We start from the raw sequence: 18,898 nt of genomic DNA on the forward strand, positions 1-18,898 counted from the left end.
TTCCTGGAGATTGGGAATGACCGTTCCAAACAACTGCTTGACGTTTGTATCGCGCTGGGCCTTCTGCTTATCCCCTTCGGGCGTCCCTGCCTTATCTTTGTCAGCGTCTATTGTGCCATCGGACGTAAAGAATTTTTGCCATGATTTATAGTTTGTCACTATGTCTCTCGCTATTGCCATTGTGATGCCTGCCACATGCCATTCGTTTTGTTTTTTGGACAAGGCAGGATCATGTTTGATAAAATCCTTGATCGATCTATATACATTGGGACGGACTTCATTAATCAGCCTTTCCACTTCTCTACGGCTAATTGCGTCTTTCGCTATTCCATTACCGTCAAAAAACAGCTCCCATCTGCCGGAACGATTTACGATATCCTGGGCTATCCCTATCCTAAGACCCTCTATCGCAAAATCGGCATCGGTAGAACCGAGCCCGCCCTGGAGGCCTTTTATTCCATGTTCAGGGCTTCCTAAATTACCGGCAATTTTAAGGATTCTTTCTAATTTATTAACGTCATTGCTCAATCTTGCGCTGAGGTAATCTTCCCATGCCATTATCCTGCCGACATTCACTCCCGACCTGTCCGGATCTTTGTCTATTGTTATTTTGTATCCGGGTTTTTCACCAAGGGCTATGTAATAGCCTTCTACGGCATGCTTAATCTTCCCCATATTTTTTATACGCTCATTCATGTTGCCGTAAGCAGGATTATTCCATCCCCCTTTACTGTTAATCCTGGAGAATGTATATCCGAATAGAAAGCCTATATCCTGGAAGTCTTTTTCATTTTTCGGGGTTGGGGTAAAGATAACGCCTTCCCTGTTCCCTTCTCTAAGCATCGCTATGAAATCACGCGCTTCTTCCCTCGCGTCTGCCAATCTCTTTAATATGTATACAGATTCTGCCGTACTCCATCCGTTTGCCCGGGACAATTCATAAAAACTTGTCAAGAGGCCTATGTGGTCCGGATTAGTTACATCGAAAGGCTCTTTCATATCATACACGTTCTGTATATATGGTTTTATCGTGGTGAGAAAATGGAAATGCTCCTTTATGAATGAGAGTATGCGCTGTATCTCCTGAGGGATGAGATCCCTGATGGTAAGAGCTTCAAAAATATCCGGATTTTTCTCAAGGGCGTATTTAATGATATATATACCGTTTCCATAGATTTGCCCTTCCCTTAAAATCGACAATTCCTGCTCAATTTCATTATTAACCAAGACCAATTCTTCATAATCTTTTACGGGATCCAGAGACTTGGCCTTTGTCATGAGGGCTTTGAGCCTGGCGGCATTAGGAAGCTTGGACAGCTTCTCCTTTGTAAACCCTTCGTAAAATCTTTCCAGGCCAACATCATCCTGCCTGGCGACATCTTTTAATATCCGCATAAAATTTTCAAACCCTTTATACGGATCTTTCGCCTTATCTGACTGTGCCTTAGTATTAATGAGCCTGAATATATTCCATACGCCTACAGTTCCCTGCCCTGTTCCATCCCCAAATACATAATGCGCGTCACCAAACGTCTTTTCTATAATATCCCTTACTCTGTTATTATCGAGTTTTCTTAGCGCGCTATCCGGAGGAAGCTTATAAAACTCTTTATTATCTAAGTCTATCGCCTGCCTTTTTAGCCATTCTAAATAATCTTTAAAAGCTCGCCCATCATAGGTGAGCTCGCCCCTTCTTTCCTGCTCTCCAAGTCTTTCGTAACGTATTATTTCATTTATAACAGCTTTTGGATCAGCTTGCGGGTTAGCCATATTCATGGTTACCGCGTAACTCAGAATACCTATTTCGGTTAAACTGATGTAACCTTTGTCGTCCTTGTTTATGCGTACTTTATTATCGCCTTTGATCCTGCCATCCGCTTCTACCGAGATAGAATAATTCAAATTATTTCTCTGCACCATAGAGAGGCCGCTTTCATAATGCTTGTCCCACCTTATGACCTGGTCATCCCTAAGAGCTATTTCACGCAAAGATTTTTTCTGCTCTGGAGTAAGATCTCCATACGACGCGATCATCTTTTTTAGCTTTTCGATCATCTCAGCTTCATTTAAGCGGTGAGCGCCTTCATGTGATTTAAAAAAGTTTGACCAGTCATCAATATTCAAAACCCTGTCATTGCCATAGCTTATGTTAAGAGCGTCTAATAAGCCCGCAACCGCATTTCTATACTCTTTGCTTGCATCAAGTTTGGCGCGTGTTAATGATTCGGAAACAGGCCTTACGGCTTGCTCCTTGCCGGTAGCTTTTTTTGTCTCTGCCTCCACTTGCGCCATTTTTTCTTTAATACCTTTTTCTATTATTTCGTTGTTTGCGGCAGCTTCATCGGCTCTTCTCTGCGCCTCTTCCCGCTTTTGCGCATCTACCCGTCTTCTCTCCGCGAGTAATTCTTCCGCCGCCTCTCTCTGGCGCTTTAACTTTAAGTCTTCTCCCGAGACAAGCTTCTTTACCTTTTTTGGCATGGATCTTATGCGCTTTCCCTCGTATCCGCTTATTTCTTCCTTGGTTATTCCATAGCTGTTGAGATTGGCAATCGTAATGGCATAAGACCCTCTATAAACGCCACGCGCAATTACATATTCTACAGACGCCTTTTCAAGCTTTTCTATAGCGTCCCGGTAATCCGCCCAATTGACTCTCTTCGCCAGGAAATTCTCTCTCTGCCTGCGATATTCTCTCATGGATATTATGAGTTCTGTTTCCGCGCTTTCCAGCCTTTTCAGATCCCTCTCTAAAGAGGTAAATAAAGAGTCTACTTTATAAATAGCTCCCAATACTCTTTCTATCTTTTCCTTATCAATGTTTTTGGCCTTTAAGCGCTCTATGATCTGCCGGGCCTCAAGCCTGCCGCCGTCTAGTATCTCTTTTCTTGCCTCAATACCTATATTCATATCCAGCATGCTTGCAACGACCTCCGCCCTTATCTGCGGCAACCATCTGTCTACCCATGCCTGCTTTATCTTTAAACCCGCTATCGCCCTTGCCACCTCAATGGCTTTCACACTGGCGTCTTCGCTGCTTGAGTCTAACATTCTCTGCTGGAGCATGATCGCGAATTCAGGCATCGCGTCCCTAAACAAGTCGTCGGTCACTGTTACGTCGGAATTGGTCGTCCTCCTTATCGTCTGCAAATTGTTTTTAGCTATGCCCAGAGCATCCCTGCATATTTTTAAGAAAGCATCCGCCTCCCGTAATGTATCTGCGGGGCCTATCGATTCTCTGCCTTTCTCTTCCTGCGAATAAGGAACATTCGCGATCTTCACATCATTAGCCCTGTCTCTTTTTTGTTCCTCGGCAAGCACCACAAGCGCATTGGCAGTCTCCACGTCAGACGCCGCTCTGATATCTTTTTCTGTAGCCGATAGATCCGCTTCTTTCTTATTTAATCCGGCTAAGGCCGCTTGTTTTTCAGCAATCTTGGCATCCTGGCCAAAAAATAATTTTGTAAGGTCATAACTGAATATCAAGCCTCCGTTTAAAATTATTCCCGTAGAGGACTGTTGCCCGCTGCCAGTCGAAGATCCAGAGGTAGAAGTGCCGCTGCTCGAAGCAGGCTTTACGGAGCTCGAAGAAGAAGCGGTAGAAAGAGGGTGTATTACAGGTGTGCCGGAATCGGTGGCAGGGCCTCCGGGCTGTGTGCCTATCCCGCCAAAACCTCCCGACACAAAAGAAGTTGTCGTAGAAATAGGGCTCCATAAGCGGCTATCTCGTTCAATTTTGGCCATTCTTCCGGCCATTACAGCGTTTATGGCAGCATTCGCGTCTTCACTCTTTATCTCTGATATGCTTGAAACTGTTATAGGCTCTCCCTGTCGTAACTCTTCCCGCGTGAGATCTGCCGCCCCAGCGTATAAATCTGACATCTGTTTTGAAAGATCCATATGCAATAAGACTGCTTTCATATCCTGTTCTTCGTCTTCGGCTCTTAACGCGTCACTCTGGGCCCTGAGAGTATCGAGAGTGCCCTGCAAAGTAGTCTTTCTATCTATAATATCTTTTCCGGAAACAAACTTCACGTCATTCCTAGCCGCAACCAATTTATCCTTCTTCAACTGCAGGTTACTGGTAGTAGCGTTATACGCAAGGCCGGTGCTCTTCTTCTGATTATAAAGAGCGATGCCAACGTCATCGTATATTAACTGGGCCTTCTTCACTAAAGCACCTGCGTCTTCGCGTCTTAATAATACGGATTTCCATTTTTCACCGCTGAATAGCTCAGCCGCCACAAAGAAGCCGGAAGTATTAGCCATCATTTCAACAGGTATCCCTATCTTTTCCAGCGACATGTACTTCATTATTTCCGCGGTCTCTTTAACGAGCTGCCTGTCGGTATCCATCCATGTCCCATCGAATAATCCCCGGTTCGACATGATCTCTGTTATCCTCTGATGCATCGCTTCCGGAGTCAAAGACAATATTTCATTTATATTGAGGTCGGCGGCGCTTGCCACCCCTAAAAATGCTTTGTATTGAGTAGCGAGATCGAGATAGTAAGAATTTGTCCTGTCTCTATTAACAGACAGCTCACTGGCCTCTCTTTTGGTATCCTGAAGTTCTATTTGAAGCTCATCTTTATTCGCAGGGTTGTCTTTTATGGCCTCTTCAAGGTGCGATTTGATAGCAGCCAGTTTAGATAAGCGGGCATCTGCCAGATTACAGGCGGATTTTGCTTTTCTTAATTCAATGGCTATTTTAATGACTCCCGTCGTTGTCGCATTCTCTAAACCTACGACGTTGTTCTCGGCTTTCTTCCTGGCATTTTCCAAAAGCATCACTTCGCCGTAGTACTCTTTGCCGACGGTTATTTTTATTTTGCCGCCGATAGTCAACGGCATACCGGCCTCCAGATCGAACCCCTCTACTTTTAACGTCGGACGGTTCCCAAATAATTTATCCAGAGCGCTTCTATCTGTTTTGTTCGCCGTCGCGCTTTGTATGTTTTTCAGAAGCGCGTTCGTTATCACATCTATCGAGGCTTCCAGATCGTCAAGTTTACCGCGGAATTCTGCCAGCACCTTCTCGCTGGGGTCCTTTTTAAATGCTCCATAGAATTTCTTTTCCAGCTTTTCACGCTGTTTCAGAAGGGATTTTAGCTTATGCGCTTCGGGTATCTCAGCAAGCTTTGCCTGCAGGGTCCGCTTAACTGCGCTTACTTCATTTCTCGCCATGGCAATATCCGGCGAGCCCTCATGCGCCTTTCGTATATCCCCTGCCAGCCCCGACGAAACATAATGCCCCTCAACGGGTTGCGGCCTGACCAATTTTTCAGCCCTCTCAAGCATCTCAACATGTTTCGGATCAAGCCGGAACTCTTCGCCAACTCCGGCAGTATTAAATTTCCAACCGCTGATTTTAAGTTTTTCTATATTGTCTTCGTTCTCAACCACACGCGTATTGCCGTCGCTCTTTCTTACCAAGATCGCGTACGGCTTCACTTCTTTCTGCCCGAAGAGCGCTACGTCAAACCGCTTTTTAGATACATCGCGCGCGGAGAATAGCCCAAGGTCCAAACCATAATCTTTCATAAAGGGTATGCCCTCTCCCCTGACCCAATAACTTTCGCCGCTGCAATAAACTATGTCGTACTCATGATCGTCGGGAGTTTTGGCGGTTACGAAGCTAAGCCCTTTGTTTAAGCTCTGTAACTCCGTTGATATATTTTGTAAATTACCGCGCTCCATGGCCAATTGATCCAATACCGCGGAATATTTCCGGGAGCTTTCGGTAGCCGCTGATACCGGCACCAACTGTCCCCGGCTGTCGGTGTATTGTTTTAGTCTTTCTCTGGCGACTTGTTCTGCCAAGGTCGCCGCTTCTTTCTCCAGTGTCGTTATTCTACCGCCGACTTCCCTGGCCTGCCTTGAAAGCTGCTCTCTTCTTATTCTTGTGGCTTTAACTTCATTTTCAAATTTTAAGATGCCGTTAAAAGCCCTATTAAAGGAAGTCATGGGATCCGTCTTTTTATCGTTTCTGAATTCAAGGGCAAGGAATGAGCCGAATGCCCCGTCCGAACCGAATAATAAACGCGCTCTTAACAATACACTTGTTTCCTTCTCCGCCCGCTTTAAGTTGTAATCAAGGGTAGCCATTTGAGAATTTACATTGCTCAATAATTCGCCCATGCTCTCTGCTGTCTCTACAATGCCATATCTGTCCTTAAGCATCTTACCGGTCGAATCGCTTATAATATTCTTGCTAAGCTCTCTCCACGCTGTAAAATCGGAGCTCAATGTTATATTGTCAGCAGGTTTTAACCTCAAGAGCTTCTTTATATCCTTTCGCACATCCTCCATTACATCATCCTGCTGCCGTATAGAATTCTCTATTTCGTTACGCATGCGTTCTATCTCGGCGTCAGAATATTGCAATTTCACGTTTCTTCTTGCCGCGGCTTCTATCTGGCTGAAGAACTCATCGCGCATCTTTACATAATTTTCTTTCTTCTGATAAGCCTCGACATATCTTGTCTGATAACTGTATATTTTATTCAGAAGATCCTGTATGGCCTTGTTTGTCAAAAGTCTCTGCCATACCGGCCTGTAACGCGCTATATCCTCTCTTACCGGCCCGGCAGGGTTTATTAAATAGAAACTTACTTCTCCTCCGGATTGAATTCCTCCCACGAGGCCTAATTTCATGATAGCTGCTAATTGCACCTTGTCCTGCGCCGTCAAAACGATGCCCTCTTGCTTAGCTATTTCCTCGAGCACCGTGTAATGATCTATGGTGTCCAAGCTCCTTAGAAATACTTGGTCTACGGTCAAGTCTGAATAAATTGGCGCCGTTGTTTCGGCTGTGGCGGCGGATTTTTCCAATTCTTCCATCCTCGCGGCATAAAACTGTTTAATCGCCTCGAGTTTTTCACGGATAGAATCTCTTATCTTGCTAAAGAATGTTTCCTTGTAGAGCTCTTCCAGAAGCGCGGAAGCCTTTTCTCTTAAAGTGACCTCGACAATACTTTTTACCACATTTATCTCGCTGTCAGGCCTGCCCTTTAGCAGCACATCTACCCTGTCTTTTGCCTTGGCTATGGCATAAATAATATCTTCGCTTTTGAGCACTCCTGCAGCGCGCTTCCTATTCTCCAACTCCTCAAAGAAGGTCCTCGCTATCGTATCTATCAGGATCTTCTTCTCAAGATCCTCTTTTGTCGCCAAATCAAGATTTATATTATTACGGACATAGTCTGTGAAGGCATATTCGATTATGGTGGCAAAACGTTTTACCTTGTTCTCCCTCAGAGCTTCTTCTATCTGCTTTAGGCGGTTTCCATAGTAATCGATTTCCGCCTTGCCGGCAGTTTGTGTCGCGGATGGCTGCGGCGCGGGCGCGGTCGTTGGCGCGGACGGCTGCGTTGTAACTGGCGCGGCAGGTTGTGCCGCGGGTGCGGTCGTTGGTTGTGTCGCTACAGGCTGGGTCGTGGACTGTGTCGCAGCGGGTTGCGTAGCTTGTGAAATCATCGTCGTGGCCGTTTTTTCCGCGAATCTGTGCGCCGCAAGTGTCGCCGGTGAAATAGATGCATGCACCATACAAATAAAAGTCATGGCGATTGCCGTACATAACACAATAGTTGTCAATGCCCTCCTGGGCGCCGGCATCGAAAACGTGTCTGCGATACCGCGCAGGCGATCTGCGAGAACGCGCCGGACGCGGGCCTTGAATAGCGCCCATGGTGTGCCGGCCTCACGTTTTCTAATAATGGACTCGATGGCTTTCCGCCCCGCTTCCAGTTGTCTCAGTCGTTCATCTTTTAGCCTATATTGCAGCATAAGATCGGCGTAGAGCTGGCCTTTACTATCAAGACCCTGCATCCTCGCGCCGATACCGGCCATATCTTCGGTAACCGCCGCGCATTGCCCTTCGACTTTCATTAATTCAATTTTTAGCTGTGCTGTCTCCTGGGATGCAAATTCGGGCTTCGCTTTCTCTCGCGCGATGGCGGCTTTTTCTCTTTCTATCATGAATACCATTACCGCTTTCGCGTCGGTCAGGCCGAGGCGTCTTAATTGCGGCGCGTCATACCAGATCGGGATAGCTTCGGGCTTTACTCCGGTGATCTTTACAAGCCGCTGCCAATCGTTGATACCGCCCTGATCACGCAAAGACAGCTTATACTTATTAAAGAAATAATTGAGTACAATAGTTTTTGAAACATTGCTTAACAGCGCCCATTCAGGGCTTGCCATAACAATCTTCAACCCGGCAATGGCTTGCTCCAATGTCGCAGGTACTGTGGGAGTTGGCCCTGGGGGAACAGGAACAGCTAATCTCCCGATCTTAACAAATTTTTCTTCATCTGCTTCGCTTATTTCCGGTTTTTTCAATAAGACTGCGAGGATTATGGCTGCTTTTATACGGGCATAAATTTTAAATGAAAAATAAGCTATTATTATCAGCCCAAGAGCTACTGCAAAGCCCAAGCCTATAGTTTCATAAAGCGTGCTCACAGGACTTACGGGCATTCCCGGCATAGCTTCAACAATATCTACCCCGGCAAATGCGGCGCTTGCAGTTTGCGGCGCGGCAAATAAAGCGCTTAAGCCGGAAAATCCCATGCCCGCCATAAGCCATCCGGGGATCGGCCCTCGAGCGGGCTTGCCTTCAGGAGATTCTGGCTTTGCGGGAGAAGCTGAAAAAGTAAAATTAGGTCTCAATTCAAAAGCAGGCTGATTTGAATTAACCCGCCCTTCGACAACCAGAACAAGAACATCGAGCTTGCGTCCCAGTAAGGCATTGGGTTTCGGTATAGGAACTTCTATCGTTTGCCAATTCCCGAAATTTTTATAGTACTTACCGATCTCCACATAAAATTGATAATAATTTTGTTCCCTTCCATCTTTTATTTCATGAAATTCGATCTTAATCTTCTCCGGCACTTTTCCTTTTTGCGCCTTGAAATCGAAAGAGACCTGGTTTAAACCTGATATGGAAACTTGCGCTTCTGATTTAAACCAATGAAAGCCAAAGTCCCCTTCACCGTTAAATGGGAAAGAAAGCTGAATAGCGCCGTCATCTTTCTCGATAGCTTGCAATTTTTCCGCTGCATCCCCCCCGTGTACCGCTGCGCGGAAAATTTGCTGGTTACTCACCATTGCCAAATCCGCCTGATCCGGGAACGCTTTAAACCGATAAACTGCCCCAAAATTTGCTTGAAGAGACCCATATCGTCCACGATATGCGGGATTCCCCTGAATAGCGCGTTTAATATTCCCTTGTGTCGATGGCGCCAGCAGGCCCGAAATTAAGAAATAATCATTGCTGGATACCCTCCATTGACTGCTTTCCGGCTTTACATCTTTCATTTGATAGGCATCAGCGAAACCGAATGGACCGAAAACTCCTTCCGCTTGATAGGCGCCGCTTAATGGCACCAAGGTATGTTGCGGATGAGCCGCATAAAGCAAGCCGGCATTTAATGGCGCGGCGTAATTTTCCTGGATTCCGTCTTGCGCGATCGCCTGGACGCCTCCATGAATATAATTGAATTCATTTGCGGATGGATCTGACGCGGGACTGCCGGGTATAGGATATCCATGGCGATAAGACGACAGTAAACTTGCCGAAATCAAATGTTGATCTGCCTGCAATAAAGCACCGTTAAAATCGTGAGAAAAATATAAATAATATGGAAATTGGAAGAGCGCGCCTTCTTTGAGTTCCGGGGCATAGAAATAAATCCCGTTTTCCTGGACCAATCGATGATTATATTTCATTTGATCCCATTTTACAGAAACATCGCCCAAAACCGATCCAAACAAGTAAACCAGCAGGCTTTCGCTGTAAATTTGATCGTAATAAATTACGTTCCCGGATGGTTCTGTATTTTTCTTCCCTTCTTCATTATCCGAATAATAATTCGCCGCAAAAAGACCTTTTCTCGCGTTAAAAAATTTATTCCATTTTATTTCTGAAGTGAAACGGGTGGCTTCCTGAATTGTTTTTTGATCTGTTGGATCATTGGAATCACTCAGAGCCCCCACAACACTTAACATGTCGCCGATAAGGAATGCGTTATCCAGGATATTAACCCGCCCCAACTGGTTAGGGTCAGGACGAATGCCCCCATCTTCGGTCATCTGTACCCATGGGAGAAGGCCGGTCTCGGGATTGCGAATCCGATTGACCAATCTTATGACTTCAAGTAATTCTTGGCGTGATTTAGCCACTGGGAGATCGGTATCTTTGATTTCACCGGCAATAACCGCTAAATGCCCTTTGATCAGAAGGCCGTACAATTCAGGTTGAGAATAACGGGCGCCTTCTGTCAAATCTGCACCATTGAGCTTATAATGATCAAAAACGGTTAAGCCTTCGCGGGCCTTCCCGGTAAGATACAATTTTAAGGTTTTGGTCAGGACATGCTTTCTGAATTCATCGGGAGTGCTGAAATTTTTAGGTAATTGGCCGGTTCTTGCTTCCTGGATAGCCAAGGTCTTAGCGACCAATTCTTCGGATGTTACTTGACCTGAAACTTGAGTTGCAGAAGGAATAATCTCCGGCTCATGGCTTTTGCCACTCATAGTCGTTGCAGGGAAAGCTAAGCTCAGGGCAATAACTATCGGGAGTAAAAATCTGAGGGAGAATGGCTGTAATTGAATCCGCTGCGGCTGTCTTTGCCCCTTTAGAATAAACTCAATCACCCTATTTCTTATATCCAATATGCTTTTGTAATAATATCTAACACCGGCGTTCACATTCGCGACAAATGCCGTTTCAAAAACAAAGGGCCCGATAATCCCGAAAAGCCCCGCAACGAAACCAGTCATACCCAGGATCAGAGTAACATGATTTACTTCCAGTCTCGAATAAAAACCTACCAAATTCATTGTCAACACAGTCAGCGCCAACGCAAAAACAGTTGCTTTACCGGTTATAATCCTACTCATGATTTCTTTGATCGACTTATCCCCCTCTTCGTCAAAAATGGGAGTTGGCATATGTACGACTTTTTTGCCCAATAAATAACGGCCTGCGCCAAGTGACGTATAAAAATAAATTCCTGCATATACCCAACCCTGGAATTGTATGCGAATGAAATTTTTAAAAGTATTCCAGATCAAGCCTCCTTTTTTCGTTATGTCATTGCTTCTCATTGTCATTGTTAGAGAACTTAATAAAATAAGAAATGTTCCAATTAAAAATAAAGTTACACAAGCACCCCCTATGTGCAGTTTCAGGAAAAAAGCACTTCCGAATAGTTGAAAGAAAATAATGTTGATCGATAAAAATATAAACGGCATAAAAGATTCTAATGGTATTGTCATGCCTTGTAAAAAGTTAAATTTTACATACCATGGAATCTGCTTATTCTTCAAAAAGGAAAGAGTTGCAGGTTTTAATATGCCTGATTTTATCCACTGGCTGATAGGGTTAAGGATTATTTCGGTATCGCCATGCGCAAATTTGGTCTTTCTCGGGAGGTCTGCATTGATGCTCTCCGGGGCCGCCTCTCCGAAAGATTGCAGTGATTCGAAATGAAGGAACAGACTTAAAATAATTTTTCTTGTCAGTCCGCCTTCCGTATTCATAGCTGCCTTAAAAACACTCTTCCTGACATTATAAAGTGGGAGATATTCATCGAACCCGGCTCGTTCGATATGCCGCATAAAGCCCTGGATAGCTTCTTCTGCGATGCCTCGTTTTTTGATTTCCCGCTCTAAATCTTCCAGACTCAGGCGCATGCATTCTCCAAAATTCAGAGTTTCATACTGGACAAATCGCCCAAAATAAAGGTTTCCGGTTGCTGGATTTACAGTTTGCGACACAGCAACGGAAAATGCGGTATCTTCACCAACCTGGTTTTCATTCCAATAACCGACTTGCTTTAAGGCTTCTTTCCGAACAAAGGCGTTGTGTCCAAACATTCTGGGAAAACCATAATGAGCTTCTACTGGAAACAAATATTTAATATAAACTTCGTATCCGTGAGACAGAAGCGCTGAAAACCAGTTTGTTTCTGCATTTGTCACATAAATTGAATTTTGCGTAAATGCCAAGTCCGGGTCATCTATGAATTCTTTGACAGTTTGCATAAGACCTGCCGGAGGGACGATTGAGTCTTTATCAAGGAGAAGGGCTAATTCTCCTATTCTAGGTGTACCCAATACAAATGTATTTGCAAAAATACTTTGACCCGCAACGAGGCTGCTTCTCGCAACCGCAAGCGCCTGTTCTGCAGACATACCCTGGCCCATTGCCTTTTCAACCAGATCGCTTAACATGTAGCTATGATTCAGATTGCTGCCTTTTTTGAATGAGCCCCGGCGTTCGAATGTACCCCAGGCAAATTGTGATCGATGTTTTGGTCTCGCAATTACTGAAAAACCCTCGCCTGCATGACTGCGATAAAATGTCATGCGATTATGAAATTCTATTTCATCCTTTGTCAATTTTTCCTGGTTACTCAATTTTTCCTTAATCTTTGCTTCCAGTCCGAGGGGATCGTTGTCTGACAACTGCATCAGGCCATCGTCATTCACCATAATATTCGCTATAGGTTTTCCTGTTTCTACATTGTATCGCCTGACCGCCTCGATAGAACTTTCGAGATTCGCCCGAATAACCGGCCATGGTTCCATATAAATAGGTATTTGAATTGTTTGCGTTTTCCATTTGCCGCTATAATTCCCTTCGGGGATCCGATACGAAAAGAATTTGCTATTGACCCGGTAAGTGAATTTATCTAAATCAAGCAAGATAAACATATGAGCGATTATGTAATAGGCGATAAAAAGAAACATACGGCCCCCTCCAAATATAAGAAGCAGGCTAAGATATGCAAATATGGCATATTGACCAAGAAAAAGAGGTATAAATAATGAAGGGATAGATATTATAAGCGGTAAACCATAAATAGTTAATATAGCAGACGAAATCCAAGCAGAACCTGCTTTTCTCTGCGGCGATGTCAGAATCTGTTCCCGCGCCGAGGTTTGTTTCGGCTCCTGCGCATTCCTCTTGTACAATTGGTATATGATCAGGCTGAATACCAGTCCCCATGCAATAATTCCATACGGTATGTTTATATTGTTTGCTATCGGGCTCTGGAAAACACCGGCAATGGCAGCGTTTGCCTGTTGGCCGAAGAGCGATATAATCCCTGCGGCGCCGATAATGAAAGGAAACAAATTATTAGTGGAGAATGCCAGTCTTGTTCTTAAAGAAGGCGCTTCTGATCTTAACTGTAATTCTTCCGGGAGCGCCTGCTGGACAATGCTGTTACTTATACTGCTGGTAAATTCATTCAAGGCCCCTGGTCGTGAACCTTTATTATAAAACTTAACCCACGGTCCTGCATACCGGCTAAGATTATTTCTTAAAAGCTGCCTTGTCGGGGGGTAAGCTTCAGGACGTGTTTTTTCCATATAATATTTGTAATGAAGCATTGCTAAAAGCAATGAGGAAATATCGTTGGATTTATTTTCAAGCAGTTTTGAAATGTCAGGCTCTGTTAATGCCAAGAGTTCCCCAACAGGCACCCCAAAAGCATGAGACAATAATCGCGCTTGCATAGGATCCCTGCTGGCCCAGGCCAGGATAGTCTTCGCGCTGCGCGGCTGGATCATAAACAGGCTTTTTGCCGGCCCGTTTTTATCCTGCGCGCGGTTTTCTAATTTATCACTTTCGTGAATGGCGGTTAAAAGCAAAAGGACCGCCATGTCTTCCTGGTAATCTGCATTCTTATCAGCGTAAACCACCTTAGAGCAAATTCTTGTAAATCCATATAACCTGTTTATCTCGCCCCTTAGGGCGGCTGCATATTGCGCTTCTGATATCTTGAGTTGCGCGGTAACTTCAGATCTATCCTGATATAACTTTGCTTTTGGGCCTTCTTTCTTCAAACGTCTGTCTATATGCTTTGCTGCTTTCTGCAGGAATATATACGCTCCATTTGATGCTTTTACCTTATCCGTATCGACATATTCGCCTTTCAACAACATAAATTCTATGACGGTTTTAACTTCTCCCAGGTGCTGGCCCGTAACTATATAATTGCGCAAGACTTCTTTTTTCTGCTCATTGCTTAATTCAACGCCCTGGGGAAGGTTTATACTGTAGCCATTGGGCGTTTCTTGAATAACTAATCTGGCGAACTGATTATTGTAGGAGAAATCTATTACTATAGATCTGCTTACTGTCCAATTCTTTGACTCGTATTCGAGTTGAACGGCCGGGCCGGAAATTGTCGGCGCGGGGGCAATTGCTGCAGGCACGGACGGCTGCGGTGGTTGTGTCGCCATATACAAATTTTTGATAACAGGAGTTATTGCTGCAATCGCTATTAAGGCCGGAAATGCCATGGCGCATATTGCAGCAATCAGTCTGATCCTGACAGCGCCTATATTCCTGCCTTTTGTAGTAACAACCGGCCGAGCAGAAGGCATCGCTGTCTCCTGTGTCAGCGTTTTAGGGGCTGCGAGGTCTTCAGCCGCAAGCTGTGATTTTGCTCTTTCAAGCGTCGCGTCATCCCACGTAAGGACTTTTATAAAGACATATGCCTGGGCGGCGTATTTGCGGATCCCTGCCGCATATCTATCCAGGTCTGCATCATTTTTTGCGCCAATGTAAAGCTCAAGGTATGACTTATAGACAGCTATTGCATTACCGAATATATCGGCATAAGCGGGCGGATCGAATTCATCCGGGGTCTGGGCCCTGCCTGAACCTGCCGATGTTTCATATCGGCCTTTGCGCGGAGTGCCCTCTATCGCATATTGAACAAGATATTCATGATATTTTCGCAATACTTCGGCATCGGTTAGTTTATCAAATTCTGTTTTAAGCTCATTTACCAGCCCAACCTCATTCTCAACTTCCGACAGCCTTATTGTTTCCAGCCGTATTATAAGCTTATTCAACAGGATCATCATCCCGCGATCGTTCTGGTAATTTTCGTCTATTGATACGCCTTCTGCTTCAAGCGCTTTTACTACAGATCCCGTTGTAATGTACTTACCATCTCCAAAGTGGGAGTAAAACGCTGCTGTGCGATCCGTAGCCAACCTGCTCGCAACGGCATCGATCATTGTTTCTGAAGGTATTTGCGCGGGGGCCGGTTCGGCTCGCAACTCTTCCAGTTCTGTTTTAAAATCCACTCGGGCCTTATTGGCTAAAGCAAAAAGCCGATCAAATTCTCTTTTCCCTACCTCAACATCGTCTGTTTTGAAATTATACGCGCGCTTCCTCAAGGAATCTTTTTCCTGAATAGCGCCTTTAGCGATGTCGGCGCGCATAATAAGATTTTCTATGGCAACTATGTCTCGCTCTCTTATGCGCCTCTCCAAAGCATGCCTAATGGCGCGTATCTGTCTTATAATAGGTATAACATCCGGCTTGCTTGGCTCGGTCAGCAGTTGCTGAGCCGGAGCTGCTTCCACTGCCAGCGGCTCACCACCGACTCTGACGACCGCCTCTGTAGACGTATTTCTATGAACAGAGACCGTCCTTAACATGCCTTCGACAGTTCTTGGACTGGGGGTAGGAATAACCCATGTGCCGGCTAATTGCTTATCACCCATATCTATTCTGCCGCGTACGGATTTCTTAACCGCGCTCTTCTCATCGCCTGTTAACCCATTATAGAATTGCTTCCTGTTGGCTACCCTTGAAAATTCCGTATCAAAATCTTTTTTAGCTTTATTTTTATTCATTCCCTCTGTGATCGATTCGACCAGCATATCCTTTGTGGCCGATTCTACCTTAGCGAGCCGATCCTCTATCGATATGGACTGCGTACCTTTGGCCGCGAGTGTCCGCTTCATCCTCTCTTTAAATTTAACCATCTCTTCGGGTGCCGTTGCCCTATTTTCGATACTACCATCAGCATTTTTCAAAATCGTTCTGTAAATAGGTCTCGGCAATGCGAATACCGTCTCCCCTCCCGGTGGGTAAGACGGTTCAGAAATCAGGCCCTTTGCCTTTAAAGATTCATACGCGTTCGTATACCCTGCCAGCCACAGCTTCTTAACACTCTCGACATCCCTGTTTTCTATGGCAGCCTGGCCTAAGCTTGTGATAATGGCGTCTAACAGAAAGCTTTGGGCTTGTTTCGGATCGGCCATGCTATTCTTCAGATAGTTGTCAGACAACAGGCTGTACTCGCCTGTCTCAAGAAGGTCTTCATACGGCTCTTTTTTGTTTGTGAGTATAGCTACATACGGACGATCGCCTTTGGATGAATCGAATTTAGGCAGGATAACTATGTACGATGTCTCTTTCTGCTTTAGAAGTTGCGTCAGGCCTTTTGTGTGGTAACCGCCTGTGACAAGGGCCGCGACATTCTGGCCGGTAGCTTGCATCTTGTTTATGGTGTTGGTAAGTATCGCGGAGTTTCTCTCTTCCGCCGTTTTATAGAACGCCAGGGCAGGTTGTATATTCTCGAATATAACGCCAAGGTCATAGCCGCCATCGATTGCGACGCCGTATTTGGACAAACCTTCTCTGATAAGGCCGGCTACCGATGCGGCGTCCACTCTATTCTTATTCGCGACCAGCTCTTCCAGGTCACCGTTGGTCAGCTTCAATTCATAAAGGTCTTTTACAAGAGAAACGAACCTTGAGAAATCATGCAGCTTGCGCTGGTAATCATTCGTAAAAAGCTTCTCTTTTATAGAGTCCTCGAATTTCCTTACCTCTTCAAATATCTCGACAAGGTCTATCGATTCGTAAAGCGATATGTATTCTGTGTAGGTGATAAGGCCTTTGTACGGATCCGGAGCTATACCGTATCTTTGGGCAAGCTCCTGCAGGTATATATAATATTCGCTCTGCGAGATCTTATTCATTTTGAACGATAAGCTTTTCAGGACCAGCTGCTCCAGGTCCTGCTTCAGCATCTTCTTGCTTAGCACATCTATGAGAGCGTCACGTTCTTTGTTCGCCTTTTGGAAATTTATCTTCTTCTCTAATTTCAGAGACTCAACAAGCTTCGCGAGATTCTCGTATCTGGTGTAGCTTATACCGTATCTGGCGGCTAATGTATTTACGAGTTCCCATCTATCGCTAAAACTGATCTTGCCGTCCTTGTGAAGGACCGAGTTGCTCTCCAGGGCCATCAAATCTTTTGAATAGGCCTTCTCTTTCAGGCTGTTAAGATTCGCTGTAAGGCTGGCTATATCCTTTCTGGTAAGCTCATTAATGTCATGGATTTTTCTAAACTGCTCCACGTTTTCAAGATAGAGCGGCTTGTCTTCGATACCGTAAAGCGCAACTTCGTGATCCGATGTGATCGAAAAGAATTCACCCGCGGAAAGCTTGCCTTTCTTCATGAAATATTTCGCGGTATTCTTGCGGATCTCTTCATCGGGGAATGTCTTCAGGATGGATGTATCGATATAGCCTTGAGAACCTTCTATGGCTACCAGCTTTAGGTCATAGTTAGTTACTAATGAGTCGAGTATGGACACTATGGATTCTTGAGCTGCTAATGAGGCGTGGGCGTCCTGGATGTTGATGATGGTCTTATCGCCGCCGTTGGTGGATTTGTAAACTTCCTTAGTAACGGCGACATCTTTGGGAATGGCTATCCCGCCTTGAGGCGTGACCGGCTGGGGCTTTAAAGCAAAATTCCCGTTTTGTCCTTTCGACCAAACGGGAGATCCTTCCTGCGCCCAGACTAAATCCTGATTAACAAAACATACTATCAAAATAAGCGCAATGGCCCGGATCCACTTTTTATTCCGCGCGCTCTGCCAGTCCATGATAAGAGACTTGCGGCCAAGCTCTTCGCGGGTGGATATCGGGTCCAAATGACTAAAAACCGATAGCGATATTTTTTGAACCGAATCTCTTCGGCTCCGCCAAGCAAACATTTTTTTGATTACCCTTCATAAAAATGTTGTGTTAAGAACTGCCTTTTTGTTTCTATTACATAAAAAGTATAACATATATATAATATAGAGTCAATGCATGGTATTTGGCTTTTTTGTGTTTTAACTATATTGCAACACATTGAAATACAATGCGTTACAATTATTATGAGTGTATTCTATTAGGCGTGTAAAAAAGTAGGTCTTGACACTTCCAAATTCCTATCCCCAAACCGTTTTACCCACCGGGTGGGTAAAACGGTTTGGTGGTATCAAATATTTTTTAAAATACTTTGCAACAATTTTGGCACTTTTTACGTCTTATATAGTAGGGACCTATTACCCACCGGGAGGGTAAATAATGGTAAGTGGATGATAATTAAACAAAGGAGGTTGTATGCCGCGAAGAATAGTGCCATTAGTAAAAAATGAAGTGTATCATATTTTTTCTCGAAGCATAGCGGAGTTTGTAATCTTCAACAATAATGAGGAATACAGAAGAATGATGGAAACGATAAAATTTTATAACACCACAAAGCCTCCTTGTAAATTTTCTATTTACAAGGAGTTGGCCGCACCAAATAATGAGCCTGGTGGGAAGGAAAAATTGGTAGACATACTGGCTTACTGCCTGATGCCGACTCATTTTCACATGGTATTAAAAGAAACAGACTATGGGAACATAACAAAGTTCATTCATTCGGTATTAAATAGCTACAGCCAGTACTTTAATACAAGACATCTACGGCACGGCCCATTATGGCAAAGCAGATTTAAAAATGTACTGGTCAAAGATGATATTCAGCTGCTTCATGTTACCAGATATTTGCACCTAAATCCTGTAACTGCTTTCATTATAAACTCTCCCGACGGGTGGAAATATTCATCATATATGGAATATATGGGTTTACTTGAAGATTCGGACAAGATTTGTAATTTTTCACAATACATAGCTATCGAGAAGAAATCATATGAGAAATTTGTTAAGGACAGGATTGGATATCAGCGGGATCTGGCAATGATCAAAGCACATTGTTTGTAGTAAACCGTTTTACCCACCGGGTGGGTAAAACGG

The 18,898-nt window shown here is 44.6% G+C and carries 2 protein-coding genes; one reads left to right on the forward strand and one right to left on the reverse strand.

Annotated elements, in window-relative coordinates:
- The coding region (locus tag Q8R38_04875) for a glycosyltransferase family 2 protein (GenBank protein MDP3791354.1) at positions 1 to 17,826 on the reverse strand (17,826 nt) is incomplete at its 3' end.
- 394 nt (positions 17,827 to 18,220) lie between these two features.
- Between Q8R38_04875 and Q8R38_04880 the strand changes: the two genes are divergently transcribed.
- Positions 18,221 to 18,865 carry a transposase gene (locus Q8R38_04880; GenBank protein ID MDP3791355.1) on the forward strand — a complete coding sequence of 215 codons (645 nt, stop codon included), beginning with the start codon at positions 18,221 to 18,223 and terminating at the stop codon, positions 18,863 to 18,865.
- The last annotated feature ends 33 nt before the right edge of the window (positions 18,866 to 18,898 follow it).

This window comes from Candidatus Omnitrophota bacterium (assembly GCA_030695905.1).
Lineage (GTDB): Bacteria > Omnitrophota > Gorgyraeia > 2-01-FULL-45-10 > 2-01-FULL-45-10 > CAZHPY01.

Bases quoted from the DNA above. Each gene is read 5' to 3' on its own strand.
- Q8R38_04880 (MDP3791355.1), top strand. From the start codon at position 18,221: ATGCCGCGAAGAATAGTGCCATTAGTAAAAAATGAAGTGTATCATATT.